16 protein-coding genes are annotated in these 25,211 nt (G+C 50.8%); 6 read left to right on the forward strand and 10 right to left on the reverse strand.

The features are described from left to right. Positions 1 to 57: 57 nt before the first annotated feature. On the reverse strand, positions 58 to 1,455 hold the full coding sequence (locus MXE41_RS02965; protein ID WP_247099308.1) for a hypothetical protein: 1,398 nt from the start codon (positions 1,453 to 1,455) through the stop codon (positions 58 to 60). Positions 1,456 to 3,072: 1,617 nt separating this feature from the next. Here MXE41_RS02965 and hpt point away from each other — a divergent pair. From hpt to MXE41_RS02985, 4 genes are all read left to right on the forward strand, one after another. Next, positions 3,073 to 3,618 carry a hypoxanthine phosphoribosyltransferase gene (hpt, locus tag MXE41_RS02970; RefSeq protein ID WP_246978539.1) on the forward strand — a complete coding sequence of 182 codons (546 nt, stop codon included), beginning with the start codon at positions 3,073 to 3,075 and terminating at the stop codon, positions 3,616 to 3,618. Next, positions 3,605 to 6,007 (forward strand): S16 family serine protease, encoded by a 2,403-nt coding sequence (locus MXE41_RS02975; protein ID WP_247099309.1) that lies wholly within the window; start codon positions 3,605 to 3,607, stop codon positions 6,005 to 6,007. Before hpt ends, MXE41_RS02975 begins: the two co-directional genes overlap by 14 nt. 319 nt (positions 6,008 to 6,326) lie before the next feature. Then, a complete protein-coding gene (locus tag MXE41_RS02980; RefSeq protein ID WP_247099310.1) occupies positions 6,327 to 6,857 on the forward strand; it encodes a hypothetical protein in 531 nt (176 codons plus the stop codon). A gap of 145 nt (positions 6,858 to 7,002) precedes the next feature. After that, positions 7,003 to 7,467, forward strand: a complete 465-nt coding sequence (locus MXE41_RS02985) for a hypothetical protein (RefSeq protein WP_247099311.1) — start codon at positions 7,003 to 7,005, stop codon at positions 7,465 to 7,467. Positions 7,468 to 7,690: 223 nt separating this feature from the next. On the opposite strand, the gene MXE41_RS02990 is transcribed toward MXE41_RS02985, so the two are convergent. Beyond that, positions 7,691 to 8,182 carry a threonine/serine exporter family protein gene (locus MXE41_RS02990; protein WP_246978543.1) on the reverse strand — a complete coding sequence of 164 codons (492 nt, stop codon included), beginning with the start codon at positions 8,180 to 8,182 and terminating at the stop codon, positions 7,691 to 7,693. A 141-nt stretch (positions 8,183 to 8,323) separates the two neighbouring features. Then, positions 8,324 to 9,568, reverse strand: a complete 1,245-nt coding sequence (locus tag MXE41_RS02995) for a threonine/serine exporter family protein (RefSeq protein ID WP_247099312.1) — start codon at positions 9,566 to 9,568, stop codon at positions 8,324 to 8,326. A 1,122-nt stretch (positions 9,569 to 10,690) separates the two neighbouring features. On the opposite strand from MXE41_RS02995, the gene MXE41_RS03000 reads away from it, so the two are divergent. Continuing rightward, a complete protein-coding gene (locus MXE41_RS03000; protein ID WP_246978906.1) occupies positions 10,691 to 11,470 on the forward strand; it encodes an SDR family oxidoreductase in 780 nt (259 codons plus the stop codon). Between the two features lie 310 nt (positions 11,471 to 11,780). Here the strand turns inward: MXE41_RS03000 and MXE41_RS03005 are convergent, their stop codons facing one another. The 5 genes from MXE41_RS03005 to MXE41_RS03025 form a co-directional block, all read right to left on the reverse strand. Further along, a complete protein-coding gene (locus tag MXE41_RS03005) occupies positions 11,781 to 12,653 on the reverse strand; it encodes an NAD-dependent epimerase/dehydratase family protein (RefSeq protein ID WP_247099313.1) in 873 nt (290 codons plus the stop codon). Positions 12,654 to 14,575: 1,922 nt separating this feature from the next. Beyond that, the gene (locus tag MXE41_RS03010) at positions 14,576 to 15,307 is read right to left on the reverse strand and encodes a hypothetical protein (RefSeq protein WP_247099314.1); all 732 of its coding nucleotides are present in this window, start codon (positions 15,305 to 15,307) and stop codon (positions 14,576 to 14,578) included. A gap of 1,138 nt (positions 15,308 to 16,445) precedes the next feature. After that, positions 16,446 to 18,467: a phosphate acetyltransferase gene (gene pta, locus MXE41_RS03015; RefSeq protein ID WP_247099315.1), complete on the reverse strand. Its 2,022-nt coding sequence runs from the start codon at positions 18,465 to 18,467 to the stop codon at positions 16,446 to 16,448. Positions 18,468 to 18,555: 88 nt separating this feature from the next. Beyond that, a complete protein-coding gene (locus tag MXE41_RS03020; RefSeq protein ID WP_247099316.1) occupies positions 18,556 to 18,966 on the reverse strand; it encodes a hypothetical protein in 411 nt (136 codons plus the stop codon). Positions 18,967 to 19,180: 214 nt separating this feature from the next. After that, the gene (locus tag MXE41_RS03025; RefSeq protein ID WP_247099317.1) at positions 19,181 to 20,167 is read right to left on the reverse strand and encodes an AAA family ATPase; all 987 of its coding nucleotides are present in this window, start codon (positions 20,165 to 20,167) and stop codon (positions 19,181 to 19,183) included. 1,459 nt (positions 20,168 to 21,626) lie between these two features. On the opposite strand from MXE41_RS03025, the gene MXE41_RS03030 reads away from it, so the two are divergent. Continuing rightward, positions 21,627 to 22,106, forward strand: coding sequence for a DUF412 family protein (locus MXE41_RS03030; RefSeq protein ID WP_246978912.1), 480 nt, complete (start codon positions 21,627 to 21,629; stop codon positions 22,104 to 22,106). 574 nt (positions 22,107 to 22,680) lie between these two features. Here the strand turns inward: MXE41_RS03030 and MXE41_RS03035 are convergent. Further along, complete coding sequence (locus MXE41_RS03035; RefSeq protein ID WP_247099318.1) at positions 22,681 to 23,370, reverse strand: hypothetical protein; 690 nt, start codon at positions 23,368 to 23,370, stop codon at positions 22,681 to 22,683. Positions 23,371 to 24,118: 748 nt separating this feature from the next. Continuing rightward, on the reverse strand, positions 24,119 to 25,027 hold the full coding sequence (locus MXE41_RS03040; RefSeq protein ID WP_246978915.1) for a flagellin: 909 nt from the start codon (positions 25,025 to 25,027) through the stop codon (positions 24,119 to 24,121). Between the last annotated feature and the right edge of the window lie 184 nt (positions 25,028 to 25,211).

The following is a 25,211-nucleotide window of genomic DNA, read 5'->3' on the forward strand; positions in this document are numbered from 1 at the left end:
GCAGCTCCCTGTCCTGCCGGGCAGGTCAGGGGCTGGTCATATCAACAGCTGAGTGTATTACACGCGGTTGATATTGTTGTGGTAGCGGCGGAATGTGGACAGACCCATGTCGTAAGCCTGATTGTCCTTATCGCCGTTGTAGAAGCTGCTGAAGAAGCTGTCGTTCTTGTAACGGATAGTGTTGGCGTTGCTGGCCTGGTTGGCAAGGAAGCTCTCCTTGACGATCTCAAAGCCGTTAACCACGGCATCGGAGGCATTGCCGGTAGCATCGTAAACACCACGGGTGGCGTTAAAGGCGTCCATTACGTTCTTCGTGCTGAACTCCTTGTAGGCTTCTGCGGAGGAGCCGGAGAGCTCTTCGGCCTCTTCCTGCTTGGCCTTTAAGACCTCATTGAAGGACTTGACCTTGGAGTCAACGAAGTTCTCGAAGTTCTTGTCAAAGAGCTCGGTCATGTAACTGGAAGCGCCGTTGTTCTTGAGAACTTCCTGAGCCTTAACGTAGGTCAGACCCATCTGGTAGCCCAGCTGCTCTTCGGTGATGGAAGTGTCATCGTTAACAAAAGAGGACAGGGCGGACTGGAGCTTGCCCAGGGACTTGAGATCAGCCAGGGAGAAGGTGGTGCTGCCCTTCTTGTCGGCCTCTTCAATGTCTTTCTTCTCAGGGAGCTTGCCGGTTTTCTCAGCTTCTTTGGCAGCAGCCAGAGCGTTCTCTTCCTCGGTCTTCTTCTTGTCAAGACGTACCTGAGCCTCGTGACGGAGCAGTACCTTGGCAAGGGCGTTGTCATCGGAGTTGAGCTTGACATCAGGGCTTTCAGCCTGAGCCTGCTTTAAGTACTCCTTGCCCTCAGAGGTGCTCAGGAAGTTGAGGAACTCATCCTTCTTCTGCTTTACGAATTCTACCAGGGCATTGCCGGCATCCTTGCCGCCGTTACTCATACCCAGAGAATCAAACAGACCCTGAGCTGCAGTACCGAAGTCAGCGCCGAGATCCTTTAAGCCGGCCTCTAACTGACGGTCGAGCTCTTCCTGCATCTTGGCCTTGGTCTCATCGGAGAACTTGCCGGAGGAAATCTGCTCACTTAAGGCAGTGTAGCGGGCAGCTACAGTGTTAACGATACCTTCAACGTCGTAGTCATTCAGGGAGCGGAAGCCTTCGCCATCGAGGGAGAATGCGCGGATGTAGTTGGCAAAGTCCTGGCTTTCAGAGCCGGTCTCTACTGTGTAGGAGAGCTTGCTTAAGAGATTGGCATTGGACATGGCATTCTCTTCGTGGATAAGCTCAAACTCAGCATCAAGGCTGGTGCGGGCTGCAGCCTGAGCAGCGCGCATCTGCAGCGGGCTCTGAGGGTCCTGCATGCCAGCTGCGCCTGGCTGGTTAAGCCTGAAGTTGAGCTGCATGCCTTTGACGCCGCCCTGGTTGGAAACTAACTGACCGCCAATATTCATGTTGATCATAGTACTTCTCCGTTATGTAGGTGCTGCACAGGAGCCCATGGCTCTCTGGCAGATGGGGAAGATTAAGTGCATCACATAGCCGCTGCGATACTCAGGAATTACACCTGGCCTGTTATCAGCCTCATTTTTCATAACCTCAGGGTTCGGTCTTACTCTGGCACATTCACATTATGATTACATAATCATTTTGTGAACATACTGTGCCTGCCATGGTACAGGTAACATAACCACGGCCAGCCGACCCCTGTCTTCAGGCAGGTCAGGTCAGTCATTACAGGGCACGAATCAAGGACGAAAGCCGGAGCCTGCGACTTAATATGGCACTGCAGTGCAGCCTGAGATTTTGCTCAAAAGCAGTCTGCTGAAGAAAAAATGAATAGGTAATGACAGTTCAAGCTCAGGTGGATGCGACCGTATCAACCTGCGTATCCACGACTGAATACACTGCGGCTGGCTTGGACTACGGACACAGAAAATCAGTTATCACGAAGCCTGTTTCTTATGACAGAGTGGGATGACCAGAGCCATCCTGGGGTTTAAGGTAATCTGCCGCGCATCAGACTGCGCAATTAAGCTTGTTAGCTTGAAGTATGTAAGCAAAAGCTAAATACTGCCTGTTGACTACTTAGCACACACAGTGCCAGATCTGTATTGATGCAACTATGCATGTAACTGGTAAAGTGGCAAAAACCTTTAGCTGTATGGACAAAAGCAAAGTCATTCTGTATCCAGATGTAAATAAAGTTGTAAATGAGTGTAAACAGATTGATGCCCCTGTACGGTAAAACTTGCCTTTTTGCCGCAGTGGCAAAGCAGTTTTTGCCGCCATTTATTTACATCAATTTCTGGACAAAATGTCTGCCACCCACTTCCCGGCAGTTCTGGGGAACTCTCCCGCCACGGCTCATAAATTCAATGTCATGCATGGCAGGGACGACCCCGATCTGGCCATGGCAGCCCCGGGCAAACCATGCAGCGCACAGCCGGGCAGGCCCTGTTAAGAGCCTGTAAATGCCCGTGCTTTGCCTGGCGGACGGATTGCCTGTTATTGCCAGGTGTGCGCGGGCATGGCATGGCAATGCCAGGGAAGCGCTGCATGGCCGGCTGTGTCCGGCTGGGCGACGCCGGGACAGGCTGGAATGTCACAGACAGCTCCGAGCGCAGCTTGTTCTGTCTGGTAAGGTGGTGGTGCAGAGACGAGCGCGATGGCCCAGGCCGGCTGTGCCCGGCTGGGCGACGCCGGTACAGGCTGGAATGTCACAGACAGCTCCGAGCGCAGCTTGATCTGTCTGGTAAGGTGGTGATGCAGTGACGAGCGCAATGGCCCTGGCCGGCTGTGGTGCTCGATATTTACGTGTTTTTAAGTGAGCGTGGTTCAGGGGCTTTGCAGGGGATGGGAGGCCGGGTGTTGCCGGCCGGGAAAATTGGCGTGGCATGGGCGTAGTTACGCCGATTTTAAGTGACTTGCAGAGGGCTTTGGGGCTATAATATCGCAATTTATTTATGCCCTGACTGAGCGGGCAGAGCAGGCGAAAACAGTATTCTCATCGGATCTTTTGCCCAGGTGAAGTCAAGGGGATGGTTAGAGAGTTCCGTTCCCAGCTGAGGAAATTTTGTATGAGCGAACCACAAGTCAAAGAACTTATTCCTTTATTCACCAGGGATATGCTTCAGGAACGTATCGCCGCCATGGGCAGACAGATCACCGAGGATTACAAAGACAGGAATCTGTGCGCCGTGTGCATTCTCAAGGGAGCTATTCCTTTCTTTGCTGATCTTATCCGCGCTATCGACAATGAGAACATGTGCATTGACACTCTTCGTGCCAGTTCCTATGGCGACGGCACCTCCACCAGCGGTACCGTAAAGTTCACCAAGGATGTGGAGCTTGACATGAAAGGACGTGACGTTCTGATTGTTGAGGACGTGGTCGATACCGGTCTGACCATGAAGGAAATCGTAGCCCACATGTATGATCTGGGCGCACGCAGCGTAAAAATCGCCGTATGTATTAACAAGAACGAGCGCCGTGCTGTAGACATCGACATTGCCTACCATGCCTTTGAGCTCGAAGAGGGCTTTATCGTCGGATATGGTCTTGATCTGGCCGAGCGCTACCGCCAGTTAGACGGAATTTACGAGGTTGTTCTTGCAAACAGTTAAGTTCAAACACAAGGACGGCTCAACTTCAGAGATCATCAAGGGTGTCATGATGCTTGAGCACAGTGATCTTTATCCTGTTTTTCCTGAGTATCTGGTCTGTCCCGAGGGTGTACAGTGCACTGGTAAGGCAGACAGCAGCTCTGCACAGAGTTCAAAGGTATCAGGCACAGTAGAGCTCAGCGGCTCTGTGTGCGACCAGTCTGGCCGTACCGCTGCCGGAGCTGCGCCAGCCGCTGCGACAGCTGCCGCGCCGGCCGCCGCTGCAGCAGACAGCACTGATGCTGATGCAGACAGCGCTGATGCTGACGATGAGCAGGATTATGATGTCCTTGATGATGCTGAGCTTGAAGAGGCTCATGATGAGGATACCGGGGAGGCTGCAGCCAGCACGGCAGGCGGATCTGTGCCTGAAGCCGGCTCTGTGCCTGAAGCCGGCACAGGTGACGGAGCTGGAGCTGAGCAAAAGCGTCAGCTGCAGCTGTCCACTCTGATTCGTCCGCGCTCTTTTGCCTCACTGCAGCTGCGTGCGCGTAATGCCATGAAGGGCCTTTTTGCCCTGAACCGTGAGCGCATGCTGGTGCTGTGTGCCAGCAGCAGCGTCGATCCTTTTGCTGTGGCCTCTGATATGGTGCGTGAGCTTACCGGCATTGAGCCAACAGTTGCTTATGCACCTTCCAAATTTGAGCTTTTTGGCGATGACAGCGTCGACGGTATCTTAACTGCCGGCGGTTCGGCTGACAGCGCCACTGCAGCTGGCCGAACCGAGCGCAGCGAGCTGCGCTCCGGACGTGACGACCGTAGCTCCGACAGTCGCAGCGATCATCGCTCCTTACGTGAGCTGCTGGGCAAGCTGGCTGCTCCTCAGGCAGGTCAAATCAGCTCTGAGGGGGAGACAGGTGGCAAGGATGCCCTGGGCACCAGACTCAATGTCGTCATCATGCCTTGCATCCACCTTATTGACCATCCAAAGTGGCTGGGCATGGTTGAGGCCTGTCTTGCTCAGAACAGTGCGCTCAAGCTGATTCTGGTAGGCAATGCCACCGATGTGGCTCAGCTGAGCATGTTATGGCCTGTGCTTGATAATGCCATTCATGCTGACATTGTGCTGGAGTTCTCAGTAATCGGGGCTCTGCAGACTCTGGCCGGCCTTATCAGCTGGTATCAGACTAATGACAGTGACGGCCGTCTGCTGCTGCCTTTTGACCGCGATGCTCTTGCGGTACTGGCTGCCTACAGCTGCAGATTAAGCGGTGATCGTCGCTACATAGGCCTGCCTGAAGTGCCTTTAAAGGGCCTTATTTATGAGGCCAGCCGCTATGCATGGCAGGACTGGCAGCAGCGCTTTAACCGTGCTGTAGTCAATGCTGATCTCGACATGCAGGCTCAGATGGCTGTGCAGGCTCATGCCTCAGCCCTTGGCCTTGCTGATGAGGACACAGCCACCGGTGATGACGCCTCAGTGCTCCCTGAAAGCCTGAGAAATCCTCATGTTGGCCGCCGCCACATGCTCAAGGCTCTGGGCGCCAATGATTTTCGAAATAACTACCTTGCCGAATCCAGTCTGCGCGAGCACCGTGACCGCCAGCTGCTGGTAGCTACTAAGGGTGCTGTAGTAGGTCAGATTAACGGTCTGTCCGTTATCGAGACTCTGGGTACCAATTATGAATATGGTGAGCCTGTTCGTATCACGGCCACCCTGCGTGCCGGTGGCGAGGGCGATGTTATAGACATCGAGCGCAAGGCTGAACTGGCAGGTCAGATTCATGCCAAGGCCATGATGATTATCAATGGCTTCCTGACCAAGGAATTTGGCGCCGAGCAGCCACTTCCGGTTTCAGCAAGTCTGGTATTTGAGCAGAGCTACAGTGAAGTAGACGGCGACAGTGCCAGCCTGACCGGCCTTTGTGCCGTGATCTCGGTACTGGCAGGCGTTCCTGTACGTCAGGACCTGGCTGTAACCGGCGCTGTGGATCAGTTTGGCGATGTACAGGCTGTAGGTGGAGTTAATGAGAAAATCGAGGGCTTCTACCGCGTCTGCCGTCTGCATGGCTTTACCGGAACTCAGGGTGTGATCATCCCAAGCTCCTGCGTCAACCAGCTGGTACTGCGTCCATCGGTAATCAAGGCCGTGCGCGAGGGCAAGTTCCACATCTTTACTGTCTCTCATGTAACCGAGGCTGTAAAGATGCTCACCACTGTAGACTGGGGTGACAGCGAGACTGAAAACACTGTCTGCTACCGTATCTGTGAGCGCCTGAACAATATCATTGCCGGAGCTCAGGAAGAGAGCTGGACCGAGCGCCTGAAAAACCGCTTTGAAGAGCTGCTTGAAAAGGTTCCCCTGCCTTTCCTCAAGTCAGATGATAAAGATGAGGGCACAAAGCAGTAAAAAGCTGTATATGTGCGTTCGTTTAGTGAACATTTGGTAATTTTGTAATATTTGTCGTGCTGTATATATGGCACGATAAATATGATGTTTAAAATGCTGGCCCATTCCTGTATAACAGAAAATGATCCGGCAGTATATACGAGTCAATCCCCACAAAGTCGAACTGTATATTTGGTAAAAATTTAACAGCACAGGCTTTCTCATAGATACTGCAAGCATCCTTATACATGCGTATCATTGTAATTATCATGATTCTTATGAAAAATAAGTATCAGGCGGGTATAATTCAAATATCATCAAATCTCAGGAGGCATAAACTATGACTGGAATTAAGCTTGTGTTTAATACCATAGTTTTTATTTTTGCTTTAATATCTGCCCATGCTATAGCAGCTGAAAATACAAATGATCTTCAGGAGGCATCTTCTGATAAAGATCAGACAAGTGCTGTTGAGCAGAAGCAATTAAATCGTCAAAGCCCTTATGATATGGCACTGCATATTATGAATCTCCAGTTAGCAGGAGATGCTAAGGGAATAAGTGACCTCATTAACTACTCAGCAAGGAAGGACCTTAGCGAGCCTGAGTCTATGCAACTTATTCAAGAGCAGATAGATGAATTAAAGAATAAACTTGGGGAAAGAATATCAAGAGTAGACAGGCTGCGTCCGCTTCAGATATGGGGTTTTTGTATTAACAGCGGTGATCACTGCACTGTCAAAATTGCTCTGGAACAACTGAAGATTGCCAAAAAGTCGCACGGAACTTTTTCGGTGCATCTTCTAAATCAGGACGGTATTCTTGAGCCATATCCTGATTATAGTAAAAAGCAGAAAGCTAATAGAAAGTAATTATGCTAACAAAAGACTGGTTTTTCTTTGCAGCATCCTGTTTTCAATGCGTCAGCACACATGCTTAACTGATAAAGTTTAATTAATGGCGTATTAAAAAAGCAGATCCTGGTTGAAAAGATTCTTTTCGAGGTTGAAGAGTAATATGTCTAAAATAAAAACATTGCTGGCAGTTGCGTCAGCTGTAATTCTCGCCATTGTTATGAGTGGTTGTGGTGATTCAGACAGTAAGAAGGCACAGCCGGAAATAGAAATAAAGCGTCATGTTGATACAGCAGTAAAAATATTTGAACTTGTTGCAAAGGGAGATGTAGAGGGATTGAAGCCTCTTGTTCCTTATGACACAACTAATGGTCGAGAGTACTTTTATCGTTATTATGAGATAGCTCACAATACTATCCAGGAATGTGGTGGTGTTACTAAATTTGAGCCTGTATATATGGACGGATTTTGTAAGGATATTGGTGGTTGCCGAGTCTTTATGAAGGCCGATCTTGGAGATGGGCGACTTGCTGAAATAACTGTCAGTCTTCAGGAAAAAAATGGTGTTGTTCAGGGGGAGCCATTCAGAATGGTTCTTATAAGATTTATCCCAAGGATTAATCGATAAATTTACTGCAATATGTTTTGTGGCCCAAGTACACTCAGGCACAACAAAGCCCCGCTCCGTAAACACGGATGCGGGGCTTTGCCTTATCTGGAGAGCCGTTAAACCACCGCTTAAGTCACAGCCTCGGCCGACTGGACGGCAGCGGGCCTGGGCAAGGCCATGGGCCAGCTGCAGTCCCCGGTGGCCCAGGAGGCCTGTGGCCCATGAGGACCGGATGGCCGGGCTAGAGCTTGGTGTGGCGGTATTTGTAGAAGAAAAGTGGTGGAACAGCCAGACCCACGGCAATGGCAAAGACAATGCCCAGAGCCTTCATGCCGCTGCGGAACAGTATGGCTATGTTGTTATTGAGCAGCTCACTGTTAGTGCTTTCTATGATGTGAATCAGAGCGAGCAGCGAATTGTAGGCATCAAGTCCCGGAATCATGGAGATGATGCAAGGTACGGTAAATACCGGACGCGGCACTCTGAGCAGTGGACCAAAGTAGATAAAGATAAGTGAGCATATGGCACAGGCAATGAAGGTGGCTATAATTATTTCCATGCCTGAAAGGACCAGAAAGGCACGGATGCCTCTGGTAAGAGCAGAAACGGCCGCAATCAGAGCAAGAAAGCGTGCCGGTACGGCAAAGAGCATGGCAAAAGCAGGTCCAATCACACCGGCACCAATACTCTGATAAATAACATTAATCCATTGATCTACACTCAGCAGATGCATTTAAGACCTCATAATTGTTGCATTGCAGCCTGCAATGGCTGCATGACAGGGGCAGCAGACAGCGGCAGCTGCGCCATGCGCGCAAGCAATGGCGGCATGCCCGGAGCGCGGGCGTGCAAGGGCAGCTGCCCGGGACGACTGTCAGCTGCGGGGAAGCGGGGGAATAAGGCTGGTGATAAAGTCCATGGTGTACAGGGTTGCTACCAGACCAATGGAAGCTGAGATTACCAGCACCATGGCAATGGACAGGCGGGTCATGCCAATGGGCACATAGCCCTTGAAGATGTCCAGAAAGCCGTTTATCAGAGGGAAGCCGGGTACGAGCAGCAAGGTGGTAGCAGAGGCTGCCAGAATGACCTGAGAGTGCTCCAGATTGAAAATATACTGAGCACACAGTGCTGCGGTTAGGGATCCGGTAAAGGCTGCCAGCATAAAGGTAAAGGACTCGAAAAAGCCTTTTTTGATGAAGCTGAAGCGGGCGTACATCAGGAACAGCCCTCCTATGAGAGCTGACAGACAGATAGCGGTATTACCACCATTAAGTCCGGCAAAGCAGGCACCGGCTATAGCCTCAAGGACAATAAGCAGATTGTGGTCGTAATGTCTTGGGCGCACTGCTCTGATAGCAAGGAGTATGCGCTCATGGTCAGTAAGACGGCCGCTTGAAACATCATGGCAGACAGTGTTCAGGCGCGACACGGAGTCCATGTTGATGGCAAAGTGCTTGATTTCCATGAACTCAACACTGACCAGACGGCCTTTGCGCAGTTTGACAATAATGCCGTTACGCGTGAGGCTCATGTCTATGCTGGTACAGCCCAGATCATGGGCCATTTTCTTTACGCTGTGAGAAATAAGGCGGGTTTCAGCTCCGGATGAGGCCATGCGCCAGCCCAGAGTGGCAAGCAGGCGTGCCTTGAGCGCAAGACTGCGCTCTTCAGGGCTGTCATGGCCGACACGGCGGGCATAAAAGGCATCATCACTTTCATTGAAGTGATGCGCCTCCGGATACCATGATCCGGCAACGGAGCTCAGCCAGCCGCTGCCTGCAGGAATGTGGTCGCTGCCATAGCCATCAGCATCAGTCTGACCGCTGCCCATGCTGTTGCAGCTGGCCGGGCTGTCGGAGGATGCAGCTAAGCTGCCTGCGCTGTTGGCAGTGTCTGTGTCTGACGGGAGTGACTGGCAGGTGTTTTCAGTGGCAATGTCGGATGGGAGTGGCGGGCCGGAGTATTCACGGGCCATGCACTCCTGGGCGCTGTAGCCCTGTGAGTGAATGCCATCATTTTCGCCTGCCAGCTCTGGCAGATGATCCAGGCTGTCAGAGTGGTTAATAACTGTTCCAGTATTGTTATCTTGTAGTGCTGAACCGTGATGTTCGTGCATATTGTTGAGCTCAGGTCCTTAAAGGGTGTGAACAGGAGCAGGGCTGCCTGTTGCGATAAAGCTGCTCTGGTCAGTGCTGTCAGTTAAGGCATGACCCGAGTGTAAGCAGGTCAGTTGCAAATGCATTTTGTTCCTTTACTGAGTATCAGTCAATTCAATTTGTCCATGCAATTGATACATCAGGGCCTGGCATCATGCCAGGGGCCGTAAACAGGCTGGTCATGCATGAATGTTTTTTTTCACAGTCACAATATGGAGCATGTGGCCTTTAACTGAGCAACTTGCTTTTTCTTGCCCATTAAGTGCGCCAAGGCCAGACGGACCGCTGCACAGGGATACGGAACTCCACTATCAGGGCAGAGCAGTATGCTGTTCAGGCTTACCTGCAGGTAAGCACTGTGTAACGTACTGTATGACGTACTGGCTTATCAATACTGAAGCTCCATGTCCATGCTGGCTTACCTGCATGGCCGCTCTGCAGGACATAGTCATGAGGGGGCATATGAGCTAACTTATGGCAGCTGTAAATACGGCAGAGTGAAAGTAAGGTGGCAAAGCTGACAAACATCCGCATGGAGCAGTGGATTACAGCTGGAGTGACTGGGGACAAGGCATCAATTTATCTGTCAGAGTATGGCAGGGGCTGCAACATGTGCCAGAATATGGTGCAATTTAGTCAGACAAATTAAGATACACTTATGTCTTTTGCCCTGTGACTGTAACTGGCACTGTGAGTATGGTTCTCAGCTCTTGCCAGGTGCATCCATTATGACATGGCGAGGCTCGATGGCATGTCCTGATGACATGGCGAGGCTCGATGGCATGTCCTGATGACATGGCGTGGCTCGACGGCATGTCCTGATGACATGTCGTGGCTCGACGGCATGACCTGATGACATGTCGTGGCTCGATGGCATGACCTGATGACATGGCGAGGCTCGATGGCATGTCCTGTTGTCATGGATTGCTGGTACGGCAGGGCAGATAGTGTATGTATAAAAGTTATGTAAAGTATCTGTCTGATAAGGTGGTAACAGAGGATTCTTATGAGTTTATTGAGATGACTCTGTTGAGGACTGGAGGCGCTGGTATGAGCGCGCAGGCATTAAGAGAGGTTCAGCTATGGACAAGTCCAGAGTAATTGCAATCACAGGTGGTTCTACAGGCATAGGACGCGCCTGCGTGCTGATGTTTCTTAAAAGGGATTATAACGTATCTTTTGGTGACATTAATGATGAGGAAGCATCATCTCTGCTCGAGGAGTGCCATAAGCTTGGTTTTGATTCCTCACGTGTCATGTTCAGTCATGTAAATACCACCTGTCGTGAGGAGATTGCCCGCTGGGCCGAGGCTACAGCGCAGCATTTTGGCCATATCGATGCTGTCTTTGCCAATGCCGGTATTCACCGCTCCAATACCATGCTCAATATTGACCCAGCTGAGCTGGAGCTGATGATCAACACCAATATCTACGGCACTGTCTGGACCTTACAGGAGCTGGTGCCTTATCTGCAGAAAAACGGATCAGGATCCGTGGTTATCAACTGCTCTGATCAGTTCTTTATCGGCAAGGGCAATAACTTTGCCTATGGCCTTACCAAGGGTGCTCTGGGACAGATTACCCGCTCTCTGGCTGTAGATCTGGCCAAAGACAATATCAGGGTCAATGCTGTCTGTCCGGGAACCATCAGAACTCCGCTTGCTGACAAAGCTCTGGGGCGCTGGGCTGATAAGGCCGGTATCACTCTGGAGCAGGCCTGGGCTGAAGAGGATGCGCTCTTTACCATGGGCCGCTGCGGCACTGCTGATGAGGTTGCCACAATGGTGTACTTCCTTGTCAACGACGCCACCTTCTCTACCGGCTCCCACTTCCTGACTGACGGCGGCCTCGTATGCCGCTGACCCTGAGCCCGGTCGTCCGTACCACTGTGGTATAGAATGCCCTTGCCTTTGACATGTACGCTCTGCCCAGTGACATGCATGCTCTGCAAGGTCTGGAGCCGGGCTCCAGACTCAGTTTGCCAGTGATTCATGCCATATAGGGCGGCAGGGCAATCAGCCTTGCTGACCTCTCCTGCCTTTGGTCATACATTTAGACTGCAATGAAAAACAGCGCCCTGAGGCGCTGTTTTTCATTGAGGGGATGCCGATGCAGTCCCATGGATGTAGTAGCTGACTGGAGGTCAGTGCTGGTTATCCTGCCTTGACTGGTCTACTGGACGTTGTTGATGTCCTGGGTATGGAATACAAAGCCGTTTGAGGTCAGCACTGTCGGCATAATGGTCTGATTGGCCTTGAGCATCTGAATACGGCGGTCACCGAGCTTGAGCAGACCTGTGATGATAGGAATCTGCGGCAGACGTGAGTGCTTGTAGCAGCAGTGCAGCAGCTCCTTGAGGGTAGCCGGCTTTGGTGAGGTCAGGTTTACCGGACCTGATGGGATTTCCTTCTGACAAAGGAACTGCAGGGCATTGACGGCATCATGAACCTCAATGAAAGGAATCTTGTTGGTTCCATGAATGATGGTAAAAGGAGGAGTCATGGATGACTTCTTGATAAAGCCGCCATCACGGGAGAGCACAATGCCCAGACGGGCCAGGTAGAAGCGCTTGAAGTTAAACTGCTCATTGAGTTGGCGGGCACGCTCTTCGAGCTTGTGAGCAATATTGGAAATATCGCTGCTGCCTGTGCATGGGCTGCTTTCATCCTGCACTTCATCGGTATTTTCGTTGTACAGGGAAATAGCGCTTGCCTGGATGAATACCGGAGGAAGTACCATCTGCTGGGACAGGCGGTCCAGAACATCAAGACGTGAATTGAGCAGTACCGGCAGACGGCGGGTAGTAATGGCCTTGGCGCCAAGTGACTCGCCTGCAAGGTTAATCAGCACATCACCCTCACCGTTGTACTCGTCATAAGTGATGATTGAGGCGCTGCTGGAAATCTTGTGTTTCTTTTCCAGACGGGAGGCAACCTGAGAGATGTCAGACTGAGTCAAAATGGTTACCTGATTATGCTGGTCAATAAGACTCTGTGCCAGGTGACCTCCAACGTAACCTGAACCACCAGCAATAACTACATGCATGATTAATCCTCCCGGTATCTGACAGACCATTAACTTGAGACTGTCCTGTACACGGCTTCATTATATTCAGGGATATCTGTGGCAATCAGCCATTGAGTCCTGCACTGTCAGGGGCCTGTACATACAGGGCATCCCGTCACAGGGCTGTCCTGTATGTACAGGGCTGTCTGTCACAGGGATGTCCTGCGTATAGAGGGCAGTCCGTCACCGGGCTGTCCGCGTTATACAGACTTGCCCGTTGACTGGTGGCACCGTACATACAGAATCGTTGTTCAGATATCCCGCTCACCGCAGGCAGAGACCTGAGCCGTATGCCGTCTCTGCTTGTGTGGCTGCCAGAGCGTGGGCAGCCTCATTGTGTCAGCGCCGGGGCTGACAACAGATTCTATGCATGCCTGATATTGCAGGGGCTTAACTCCTGAACAGACCCGGCAGCGGCAGCATTCGAATTTATATTATTGTGTATCAGGCTGTACAAGCGGCCATTGCTTTAAAAGCACTCAAACTGTGCCTGAGGGCATACTTGCCCCCTCATAAGGCGCATTCAGCGTGAATGGTCTATTGTACAGATTAAGAAAGCTGATAAGACCGGCAAAGCCGGTAGCGAAAGTTTTTTTCAGATTGTCCAGTACAGCTGCCCGGTGTTCAGCCATATAAGTGGGCCTTAAGATCAAAGCACAGACGTGACCGCATGGACTTATGCCAGTACCCAGGTTGTGAGCAGACTGCCTGCAATGTCAGTATGAACACAAAACTTCAGGCCTGACCTGGGACGTCTTTGCTGGGACTTATTTTCTGGGATGTATTTGCTGAGATGTCCATCCCTGATGTTTTCCCGGATGTTTTTCCCATATGCATTTACTGGATATCTGTCATGTACAGACTGGGGGCCAGTCAGCTTTGCAGGTGCTCCTGCTTTAAAAGCATTTCCTGGGGCAGAGCGGACCGGGCTTAGCCGGTCAGAACTGATTTCTGCGCGGGCGCATTTGGGCAGCTGAGTTTGTCGTAAGTATTTCTTGTGATATCAGGTTAATGTTTGACTGTTACATACCCCTTATACATGCTTGATCGGTAACGAGCACTGCATTATGCACCGGACTGTACTCAAAGGCCGGAGCAGGGATAGTCCAGGTTTATCAGAGACAGGGCTTTGGCTGTCTCTTACACCACATCACACAAAACAAAGCTTTCGACTCTGAACTCAGAAGCTCGCTGGCCGGCGCAGCTCAAAGCTTATGTCTTTTCTCCCAGGACTGCAAAGACCGGCGGCGGGGAGCCGCTCAATATCCAGGCCGGGTGTTCATTGCCTGGCTTTGTGGGGCTCAAGGGATGCAAACAGACGCTAAAGGTGGCTGCAGGCTCAGGACTCTATGGTAGTCCCAGGGAAATTGAATGACTAATTATAAGTCCCTTTTCCGGAACAAAAGCGCTGTATCCCGTCAGGGGCGGGCAAAATAGACAACTGAGATCTTAATTTGCAACTATGCTCACATATGCGCACCACCATGAGAAGAAAATGACCAATTTTTGTCAGCCGACACTCACTTTTCCAGCCTCTTTGCAACCTCAGTTGTCTGCTCTTGCCTCATATCAGACTGGATAGATGCGTGCGCTGATGATTACATGGTGAAAACAGGCTCAGTGCCCCTCATTAACCGTATGGTGCTGCCAGGGTGTGCCGGGAGGTGCCTGGCATCTGGATGAGCTGTTCCAGTAAGGGTACGCTCATGGGGACAGGCAGCTGCATGATGGATGGGCCATGGTCGGACTGAATCGTGAGCTGATCCTGGCCATAATCTGGACTGAGTTCTGGCGATGGATGGGCCATGTGCGGCGCTAAGCTGTGCTCAGGGAGATTGTGCGCAAATGAAACAGCCCTGCATGGCAGGGCTGCGGGTAAGGCGCACTGACGCGCCAGGCGCTCAGACGGCCTGATGTTGCAGGTGACGTCCGTAGCGATAGTAGTAATAGCGGAACTGGTTATAGCTTGGAGCTGTTTCCACTGTGTCCTCTGGGTGATGGAGCAGATACTCATCAATGAGGTTGGTATAAGTGCGGCGCATGGTCATGCTGACCGGGCCCTGCATCTGCTCGACCACATAGCGGTGGAAGAGTTCGCGAATCTCATTGTTAAGTGGTGGTGGATTTAGATTGCTCTTGGAGAACTTTGGGCCTACCTTCATGCGGCAGTTGCGCGGAGCAGTGTTCTTGCCATAATCAGGCAGCAGGGCTGATATCTTCTGACCTTTCTTCCAGTAAGTGGACAGCAGGCGTGAAAGCTTGCGGCGCAGGCTTGGATCGTTGTGAGCCATGGTTGAGAGCAGGTGGGCACGCTCTCTTTCATTGGTTAAGAGCATAGGGCCAAGATCAATAATTGGTTTGATCAGAGTGTAATTGGCTTTCATCTTGACCAGGCTGCGGCTGCCGGCACGGGTACGTGCGGCTTTCTTCACTTCAGAATCAAGATCAATGTATGGATCAGCGGAGTGTACGATAAGGCCCTTATCTTCTTCGGTACGCATTTCGGCTTCAGACAGTATTTTCAGAGTGATGCCATTGCCATTCATAGGGTAGAGAAAATACTTGCCCTCCACCTCTGCAATCACCCGGTAGTGCTCCTTATGCCACAGTAGCACTTCGTTTACTTCGGCCATACTAACCTCATGATGTTCGACTACAATGCGCTGAAAGACCATTGGGTGCACAGGTAATATTGGATTTAAGGTCCAGCAGCTGAAGAAATTTTAGATAAAGCGAATAATCAAAGTACAGACAGATCTTTAAAGAGTGTGACCTGTGGGTCTTAGCACAGTAAAAAAATGATCATATATTAACTTTTGGGGCCTTTATGTGCTCCATAACTGTGCAAAAAATCCCTGTCATGCTATCAGTATACCCGAAAACACTTGTATGTAAGTGTGAGACAGTTGGTATTTATATGCTGAAAAATGTTAATTTTCGTGGGTCTGATGCTGTATTTAGTACCGGTTGCAGACAGCATAGCGGTTTCCACATTTTTTTCCATTTTGTTAATTACTTTTTCTGTGCTCAACCTCCCGTATTGTGTTCAGATAAAGCTTTGTACTTCCAAATATCTGAGCCTGTATTACGCATCATTTTGCCTGTCAGGTAGTGAAAAGACATAGAAAACGTCAGGCATGGGCTCTGGGTCTGGTCAGACGGGGCATCAGACAGGGCATCAGGAGCTGGTCAGACGGGGCGTCAGGCGCTGCGTCAGGTGCATCGTCAGTCGTGCTGTAATGCGCCTGAAAAGAGTGCTCTTAAGGCCTGAATATGAGCTCAGGAATAAGCCTGATGGCTAAACTCAAATGAAGGGCAATGATAGAGGCGCTGAGCATGGTATGCATGCCTGCAGCTTTGACTGGGCATGACGTGCTGGCCGCCATCAGTAAAGGATGTATGAATGGACGGACTGTACTGATAAACAGAGGGATAGACAAAGGCTGTATGCCCTGGGACAGATAGACGTGTGGCGCAGGCATCTGGCAGAGCCTTGTGTAGGAACTTTGGATTGGGACTGACGTGCAATGACATCATGGCTGCGAAGCTGAATGGTGTGGCAGGGCGTGGAGCAGCAAAGCCTCGCGTGGCACGGCCTGGAGTGGCTGGCTGGGCCTCGGGCCACAGGGAAAGTATCGGAAAGGGATGCTGGTCTGGATTGGCGGGTACAAAAAGCCCCGTACAGCAAGGCTGTCGGGGCTTTATGAAGGGGAGCTCACTGGAAGCTTCCCTTGTCAGGCTGCGGCGTAAAGCGGCTGCCTGAGGCAGTTATTACTGCTGATCCTGCTGACCGGCCTGGATAGCGGTGATAGCAACGGTGTATACGATGTCATCAACCAGAGCACCACGGGACAGATCGTTAACTGGCTTGCGTAAGCCCTGTAACATTGGGCCGATAGCCACAACGTTGGCAGAGCGCTGTACAGCCTTGTAAACGGTGTTGCCGGTGGACAGGCTTGGGAAGATGAATACGGTGGCCTTGCCTGCAACCTTGGAGCCTGGAGCCTTCTGAGCAGCAACGTCGGCCATTACGGAGGCGTCATACTGGAGTGGGCCGTCGATAACGAGATCTGGACGTAATTCCTGAGCCTTCTTGGTAGCCTCGGTTACGAGATCAACGTCTGGACCCTTGCCGGAAGTACCGGTGGAGTAGGTGATCATGGCAACGCGTGGGTCAATACCAAAGGCGCGGGCGGTGTCAGCAGACTGAATGGCGATCTGAGCAAGCTCATCGGCATTAGGATTGAGGTTCAGAGCGCAGTCACCGAATACGTAAACCTGCTCTTCCATCAGCATGAAGAAGATGGCAGATACCAGGGAGGCGCCTGGAGCGGTCTTGATTACCTGCAGAGCTGGACGGATGGTGTTGGCGGTGGTGTGAACAGCGCCGGAAACCAGGCCGTGAACTTCATTGCTCTCGAGCATCATGGTAGCCAGGAATACATTGTCCTGCAGAAGCTTGCGAGCATCTTCTTCGGTCAGACCCTTGGACTTGCGCAGCTCAACCAGACGTGCAACGTAGTTCTCACGGATCTGATCCGGATCGATGAACTCAACACCCTCATCAAGGGAAACGCCCTGAGCCTTGGCAACAGCCAGGATCTCGTCCTTCTTGCCGTACAGAACTGGAACAGCAATCCTGGAGGCAGCAACACGGGCAGCGGCGCATACGGTACGTGGCTCATCACCCTCAGGCAGAGCAATGCGCTTGTTGGCAGCACGGGCCAGCTCGGTTAACTTGTAACGGAAAGCGGCAGGGCTTAATAATGGGAACTCCTTGTTGTTAGGAGCAGACAGGAAGTCGATCAGGGCCTTGTCGAAGAATGGGGCGGCAAAGGCGGCAGCACGATCAGCGCGCTCCTGGTCGTCCTTTAATAACATTGGAGGCAGGGTCAGGAAGGTCTCTACTACAGCCCATACACTGGAGGTGGTGCAGATAGTGGCCTTACCGGCAGAGCCCTGAGCGCCGTCGCATAATACAACGATGCCGGCCTTGGTGGAGGCTGGAACCTTATTGGTTACCAGCATGTCGTGCTCTTCGGCAGCCTCAGCGTCGAATACTACATTGCAGGCGCGTACATTCTCATCGCCGGCGAGGGTGCCATCGATGAAGCCGGCCAGATCCTTGGCGCGGAAAGCGTAGTTGTTGCAGTCATAAGGAATGACAGCAAATGGGGTGCAGCCGCAGTTACCGCCCTCGGAACCGCCCTGAGAGGAGCAGGCATCAGCCTTGCTGCCACAGCAGGCAGCTGGAGCCTCAGCATCCTTACGACCGGCCAGAACCAGCTTCTTCTGACCCTTGGCATCACGTGGGGCATCCTGGTTTAATAACAGACCGCCTATGAAGCGCTCCTTGCCGGCGTTGCCAAAAGCACCCAGAGCAAGGTGAACCAGGGACATGGCCTTCTTGCACTTGCCCATGGAAACTACGCAGATGTCAGCGTCCAGAGCGTGGCAGACAGCAGCGTTGAAAGCGTGCTGGTCAAACTTGTCGCTGACGGTACCCTCAACAACAACTACCTGAGCCTGGGAGTCCTTTAATAAGCGGTTGTAGTTGGCAAGAACAGCCTCAACCAGCTCGCTCTTCTGACCCTGAGACAGATACTTGATGGCTTCGCAGTTGGAAATGGAGTAGTTGGAGCAGCAGTCCTTAGCTGCATTCTTGCAGGCGTCTAAAGGACGGAAGACTACAGCCTTGATACCTTTATCATTCAGGGCCTTGACCAGACCTGAAGAGGCAACGAATAAACCATTTGCTTTACCAGCAGGAACAAGCATAAGTGAACGTGACACTTTATATCTCCAATTGTTTAGTGGTGCTTACTGCCCGCCAGTGATGACCGGACACTCCGCAGACATAAATTAATAAGGCACCCTGTCCTTATGTCCCTTGACCATATCTGTACAAGACAGCAAGGACAGCCATGATCCGCCGCATCAATGAACAGCTGCGGCCGTTGGCCACAGCAATGCGCCGCTGCAGCAATGAACAGCTGAAGCCAATGACCACAGCAATGAGTCGCCGCAGCAATGAACAGCTGAAGCCAATGACCACAGCAATGATCCGCCGCAGCAATGAACAGCTCCAGCCATGGACCACAGCAATGAGCTGTTGCAGCATGAGGCGCTGCTGCTTTGCGCAGCCAGTGGACTCAAGCACATACAGCCAGACGACTGTAACGTATGATGCTGATGTGCCATGCGGCTGTGAAGCAGGGAAAGGGGGCGGTACTAATTTATGGCAGCCAGGTGTCGCAGGATGCTGACTTAATCCGGAGTGATAAGTACTCATCCGAAGCAGCTCCCTGGTCAGCTGAGCAATCAGCCTGAAAGCTGAGCACCTGAAATGAACAGTTACTAACTATAGATCTTTGATGGTCATGTGAAGTTGACTGAGATCAAATAGTTATTGATGTCCTAAAGAAAAACTGGCCATGAGTCCTTAAGCGGGCTCATGGCCAGTATTCTAAATCAAATTCTGTGAAAAGTCCGTTGCACGGCCCCGCTTAGCGGGTTAAGTGGTCAATCAGAGCCTTGTCGTACAGACCGGCGCTGAAGGCAGCCACACGCTCGGCACGCTCGCTGTCGTCAGCCGGGAGCATTGGAGGGACATCAAGCAGAGCCTCGGTTACAGCCAGTACTGAGTGAGGGGTAGTAATGGTGGCCTTGCCGGCAGATCCCTGAGCACCGCCACACAGTACGACTACGGCAGCCCTGGTAGAAGCTGGTACGCTTGAGGTTACCAGTACATCGTTCTCAGTAGCTTCCTCTGCAGTGAAAGCCAGACCGAAAGCACGGGTGGAGCAGTCACCGGAAACTTCGCCACCTATGAATCTGGCCAGATCACGGGCGCGGAAAGCGTAGTTCTGAGGCTCAAATGGAATCATGGCAAATGGAGTGCAGTGGGCACCACCATCGCCGCCCTGACCGTCTTCCTTCTTGCAGCCAGCCATGCCGCCTGCGCCCTTAGGACCGGAAAGAACGAGCTTCTTTATCTCAGCTGCATCGTATGGAGCGTCATAGTTAAATAGAACGCCACCGATAAAGCGCTGTTCGGCAGCCTTGCCAAAAGCACCCAGAGCAATGCGCACCAGAGCCATTGCGCGCTGGCACATGCCCATGGAAGCCATGCAGATATCACCGTCTACAGCCTCACGGATAGCGGCATTCATGGTGTGCTGATCGAACATGGTGGTTACTACACCCTCAACGATCACAACCTCGGCACCTGTATCCTGAATAAGACGCTGGTAGTTGGCAGAAATGGTCTCAATCAGTTCCTGCTGCTTGCCACCGGAGAGCAGCTGAATGGCCTGCATGAGGGATACGGAGTAGTTCTTGGGGCACTGGTCCTTGAAGTTCATGCAGACGTCTAAAGGACGGAATACCTCAGCCTTAACGCCCTTGTCTTTGAGGGCCCTGGCCAGACCAAGTGAGATAACGAATAAACCATTGGCCTTGCCAGCTGGTACGAGCATAAGTGAACGTGGCACTGTCAGATCTCCAATTTTGCAGTGTGCCTGCTGCCGGAAGTCAGAGCAAGAAAAGACAAGTAAACTTTTCTTACTCATTGGCAGCGAGCAGCCTAAAAGCTGTGCACCCCTGCTTAAGAACGCTGCGATCCATCGCTCAGTAATGCCGCATAATGCAGCCACGTTCTTAATACAGGAAGAAATAGATCAGCGTCAGACTGATGATTAAGGCCTGCAAGAGCTGTGTGTGAACTCGCTGCACCCCATCCGGGGACCTGATTTCAATGATTAGTTTTTCAGGTGACGGTCTGTAACTGATGGATACAGAATAAACCAACTTGACAAAAATTGCTCTCATATTTTTGAGGGGTCCATCACAGTAAAGAGCAATTTATGCAAAGAGATATCAATATCACTTTGCTGAAATTGCACAGAACGGCATAAATATAACTTTCAGCCAGCACGTGAAAATTTTCCGTAAATCTGTGCAATTTTTAATCAACGAGCTTATGAGCAAGAAATTTGTTACGTGTAACCCATTCTTTTGTGATCTGGCCCACAAAAGCGCCAAGTAAACAGCCCTTCGTTAAATTAATACAATGAATTAGTAAATTAATTTTAATAACTAAGGAAACAGCAAACAGCGTAAATACAGGTCAATACAGCAAACATATTAGAAGTTGCATAACTTTTACTAATGCTGAAAATTGCCCCTTTCCCACAGAAAACAGCACAGACTCACATCAACTATCTCAAAACAGTCGGCAACTGCCCCAACGCAGCACCAGCACCACTCCCCATCCAGGAATGCCCCGAACTTTACAGTGCCATACAGACCCTTACGAACTTGACAGTGCCGACAGCCCCAACAAACATGATAGTGCCGTACAGCCCCTAACGAACTTGACAGTGCTGCACAGCCAGCACCATATGAATCATTAGAGACAGGGCATATTACAGTGCCAGCGGCGCAGCTGTGCTCTTTCATATGACTGAATAGGAAGTTATGAGATGAGCAAGAAACGGCCTTTACCTGTGATGCCCTCAGAGGAGCCATGCAGCCCGACTTGTGTCTGTCATGCAAAGTGAGCTGAGCAAAGGCTCAAACCTTTCAGCTGGTTCCCCAGTACGGCTATGCAGGATGCGGCGCTGATGTCTCCAGTTACAGCTGCAGAGTGCACTGTAGCGTGTAACTGCAGTGACTGCTGGTAAAGTCCAGCCTATGCGATATAGACCGTCATGAAGTCTTATTACTGGACCACCAGGCATAGCCATGGAGAGCCTGTATGTATCGGCGCTACAGGCCTGTGGCTGTGTGGGATGAAGTGCAGGGCAGGATGGGAAAAGGCTGGGCTGAACCGTAGCATTGCAGGTCTGGCACAGCTGAGTGTGCCCTGGCCTGGCTCGGCTGATATAATAAGCGCCTGTTTTTGAGCATATTGCGGGCTAAGGTGCCCGCTATTGTAAGAGGTTGATCTGAATGTCGCTTTTTGCCCGGGTTAAGCAGGGTGCTGCCTATATGGATCTCTGGCCGGAAGAGCCTGTGTTAAAGGCTGTCTTTATGGAGGCCAGAGTTAAAGCTGTATTTGGTGTGGCCAAAATGGTTATTCCTCCAGCCGTTGCCCTGATTCTTTTCTGGATTTACTACACCTGTGGCGGCTGGCAGGGGCTTTATCTGCTCCTTGCCCATCCTCAGTCAGGCTATATGCACCTGTATCTGGCCATTACCTCGCTTATCATCATGGTTATGGTGCTGCTTTATGCGCCTGTGCATATTCTGTTGTGGTTTTCCTACAGTGCCGAGCGTGATCTCAATGCCCGCCAGAAGGCCTTTTATGTAGATCTGTGCTCACAGCTGCAGCGCCAGCCGTCATCTGCTCCTGTCATGTATGACTTCGTAAAAGTGCTGCATGATGCCTGCAACACTCTCAAAGACAGGGAGTTCCTCAACAAACTGTAATCACAAGCGCAGGGTTTCAATAAGCCTGCACTCATCCAAATGAGTCTGCCAATTACCATTCCAATGCCCGTGGCAATGCCCGTAGCAATGACCGTGGCAATGACCATTGCAATGACAGTGGCAATGACCATGAAAATGCCAGTGCACTTGCCTGCAACCTTGCTATGGCAAATTACAATGAGTACTCATACTTATAACCAGACTGCCTAAGCATAGACTGAGTACGCTCTGGCTGATTATTGGCAACATGCTTTACAGAATTTGATATATGTAACTGGCTGTTTTGCCTCGTGCCCTTGAAGCTATCTCATCATAAAATGTTTTATACAGTATAATCGTAAGCAGTTGATGAATGGCTGGGATAAGGTTGTTAAGCGTAGTCTGGCAGGGTGAGGCAGGATGAGATGAGATGAGGTGAGGTGATGTAAGGTGGCAGGATGATGGTTGAGGGTGGAACTGGCAAATGAAACTTTACAAAAGAAAAAGGACAGCGTCCATAATGGGAAGCTGTCCTTTTTCTTTGCCCTGTGAACCAGGGAGCTTTTGGGCTCCCTTAAGATAAATTCAGTTTGTGTTACTGCTGTGGTACGCCCTGCTTGGCGGATTCAGCCTGCACATAACGCTGGAACTGATCCATCTTGTCATCAAATTCAGCGTAGTCAGCGCATGAGTCCTGGTTGCCAAGGTCGCAGGCGTCCTTGTGATACTTGAATGAAAGCTGGGCTACCTTGACGTCCTTGAGTACATAAGCCTCAGAGAAAGTGATTACAGCCAGCTGACGGCAGCCTACAGGATCCTTGAGGTCGCAGGCACGCTGTGCATACTTGCTGGCACGTACCAGGTCCTGTTCAACGTGATTGCCGATAAAGAAAGCGTTGGACAGCAGCAGACAGCCGTAAGGATCGTTCTTGGAGCACAGATAGTCGCCAATCTTAATGCCGGAGGCGTAGTCGTTGATGCCAAAATTGCTGTCAGTGAGCATGGTGGTCAGAGCAGCGCAGGTCCTGAGGGCATCAGGGGAATCAGAATAGCAGATACGGGAAAGATATTTGGCTGCCTCAGCATAGTTCTTGTTATCCAGGTAGTACTGGGCAAGGTAATTACATGATTCAACCTTGCCGGCCTCGCACTGCTCAATAGCAGCTTTCTGACCCTTGAAGCTCTCGGCAGCCTGAGTATTGAAAGACAGAGAAAGCAGTGCGGTACATCCCAGAGCGGTTAAACCTTTGAGAAGCTCAGGTGCAGAAAAGAATTTGTTAGCCATAACATCAATCCTGGAAACATAAGTAGAGGCAGGGGGCAGGTATTTCCCGTCAAGCCGATACTCAGCATGCATCTGGTACAAGGACAGGGCGAGATAACAAGCTGGTGTTTGTTTTCAGCGTCCGCAGATAGTTTTATGACAGCATAGTATGCAATTCTTCATGATGCGGAGCTGTATATCTAATCGGTTTATTCTAAATTTTCTTTACAGCGTTTGCTCGGGCTTTTTTAGGGCTGTAAGCTCATTTAATAAAGGCTATATACAAAAAATCTGTATCTTGTCACCTTTCTGAAAAATGAAAGTGATAAATATTATTAATAAACTGTGTATTTCATGGATACAGCAATAGGTTCATATCGATGCAAAGTTCACGATTTTGGGTTTTTGCATGTTTCGATACTATCGACTGCCCTTAAAGACGTTAGCAGTAAATTTCGGCTGTATTATTACTGGATCGACTATGGCAGGCAATGCAAACGTTTCAACTATGAACGTAAGATTCGCCCATGAGCTGAAGAGATTATGAAAAAACATCAGGCCAGCTAATGAACACGGCCTGGTAAAGCTATAAAGTGTTTTAGTGAGCGTCTTGTCATATATGCCTGTCCAAATGCGTGCGCAGGAATGAGCCAGCATTCCTTTTCCAGCTGCGGCTATGCACCCACAATCAAAAAGGCCCGCAACCGTGAGGGTTGTGGGCCTTTATAGGGTCGCAGATGAACGGTGCGACCCGGTTTTGTATTGTCAGTTAGCCTAAGAGGGACAGACCCAGCTGAGGACGGGTGTTAGCCTGCATCAGCATTGAAGTAGCTGCCTGCTGAATAATGGACTGCTGGCTGAGGTTTGCAGACTCTTCGGCGAAGTCTGCGTCACGAATGCGGCTACGGGCGTCAGCCTGGTTGGCGGAAACGTTGGCCTGGTTACGGATTGAGCTCTCAAGTCGGTTCTGGATTGCACCTAGTCCTGCACGGGCAGAGTCTACCTGGGCGATCATCTTGTCTAAACCAGCAATGGCGCTGCCGATATTCTCAGCCTTGGTAAAAACTATACCAGTGTTCTTTGACCAGAACTTCTTGAGCTCTGCATCACCTGGACCATTCAAACCAATTTGTGAGAACTTCATGGCATTGACTTCAAAGCTGATGGTATCACCTTTATTGGCGCCTACCTGAAGTGTCAGTTTGCCGATAGAGTTATTAGCACCACCATTGCCACCCTTGGTAAGTAAGCCAGCTGCGCCATCGAGAATCTGGCCGCCGCCAAACTTGGTCTGCTGAGCAATACGAGTAATTTCCTGGGCAAGTGCTGTGGCTTCTTTCTGCAGAGCCTTGCGGTCTTCAGCAGTATTGGTGCCGTTTCCAGCCTGAACAGCCAGAGTACGAATCTTCTGGAGCATGCCGGTCATTTCATCCATGGCGCCTTCAACAGTCTGAGCAAAGGCAATACCATCGGAAGCATTACGGTTACCCTGATTCAGGCCATTAATCTGGGTGGTTAAACGAGAGGAGATCTGAAGGCCGGCTGCATCGTCCTTGGCGGAATTAATTCTCAGACCTGAAGAGAGGCGCTGGTAGGTGGTAGTCAGCTGTCCCTGTACATTATTGAGATAGCGGCGTCCGTTAAGAGAGCTCACATTGGTATTTACATATACAGCCATTTTTCAGTCCTTCGTGCTTGTACTAACAACTAAATAATTCAGGCAGGACCGTGTGTGTGTTGCCTGCTCTGTAACCGTTACCACTGTTAACGACAGAGCACGGCTTCATTGATAGACATATGTTTAAGCAGCTATAAGGTTAAATACAGGCGAAAAAATCGCCGGTAATAGATGCGAATTACAA

The sequence above is a fragment of the Anaerobiospirillum sp. NML120449 genome (genome assembly GCF_023051105.1).
Lineage (GTDB): Bacteria > Pseudomonadota > Gammaproteobacteria > Enterobacterales > Succinivibrionaceae > Anaerobiospirillum.

What these genes read in the sequence shown, in the direction of transcription:
- MXE41_RS02965 (WP_247099308.1), bottom strand. Translation starts at nt 1,455, where the DNA reads ATGATCAACATGAATATTGGCGGTCAGTTAGTTTCCAACCAGGGCGGC.
- hpt (WP_246978539.1), top strand. Translation starts at nt 3,073, where the DNA reads ATGAGCGAACCACAAGTCAAAGAACTTATTCCTTTATTCACCAGGGAT.
- MXE41_RS02980 (WP_247099310.1), top strand. Translation starts at nt 6,327, where the DNA reads ATGACTGGAATTAAGCTTGTGTTTAATACCATAGTTTTTATTTTTGCT.
- MXE41_RS02985 (WP_247099311.1), top strand. Translation starts at nt 7,003, where the DNA reads ATGTCTAAAATAAAAACATTGCTGGCAGTTGCGTCAGCTGTAATTCTC.
- MXE41_RS02990 (WP_246978543.1), bottom strand. Translation starts at nt 8,182, where the DNA reads ATGCATCTGCTGAGTGTAGATCAATGGATTAATGTTATTTATCAGAGT.
- MXE41_RS02995 (WP_247099312.1), bottom strand. Translation starts at nt 9,568, where the DNA reads ATGCACGAACATCACGGTTCAGCACTACAAGATAACAATACTGGAACA.
- MXE41_RS03000 (WP_246978906.1), top strand. Translation starts at nt 10,691, where the DNA reads ATGGACAAGTCCAGAGTAATTGCAATCACAGGTGGTTCTACAGGCATA.
- MXE41_RS03005 (WP_247099313.1), bottom strand. Translation starts at nt 12,653, where the DNA reads ATGCATGTAGTTATTGCTGGTGGTTCAGGTTACGTTGGAGGTCACCTG.
- MXE41_RS03010 (WP_247099314.1), bottom strand. Translation starts at nt 15,307, where the DNA reads ATGGCCGAAGTAAACGAAGTGCTACTGTGGCATAAGGAGCACTACCGG.
- MXE41_RS03020 (WP_247099316.1), bottom strand. Translation starts at nt 18,966, where the DNA reads ATGAGTACTTATCACTCCGGATTAAGTCAGCATCCTGCGACACCTGGC.
- MXE41_RS03030 (WP_246978912.1), top strand. Translation starts at nt 21,627, where the DNA reads ATGTCGCTTTTTGCCCGGGTTAAGCAGGGTGCTGCCTATATGGATCTC.
- MXE41_RS03035 (WP_247099318.1), bottom strand. Translation starts at nt 23,370, where the DNA reads ATGGCTAACAAATTCTTTTCTGCACCTGAGCTTCTCAAAGGTTTAACC.
- MXE41_RS03040 (WP_246978915.1), bottom strand. Translation starts at nt 25,027, where the DNA reads ATGGCTGTATATGTAAATACCAATGTGAGCTCTCTTAACGGACGCCGC.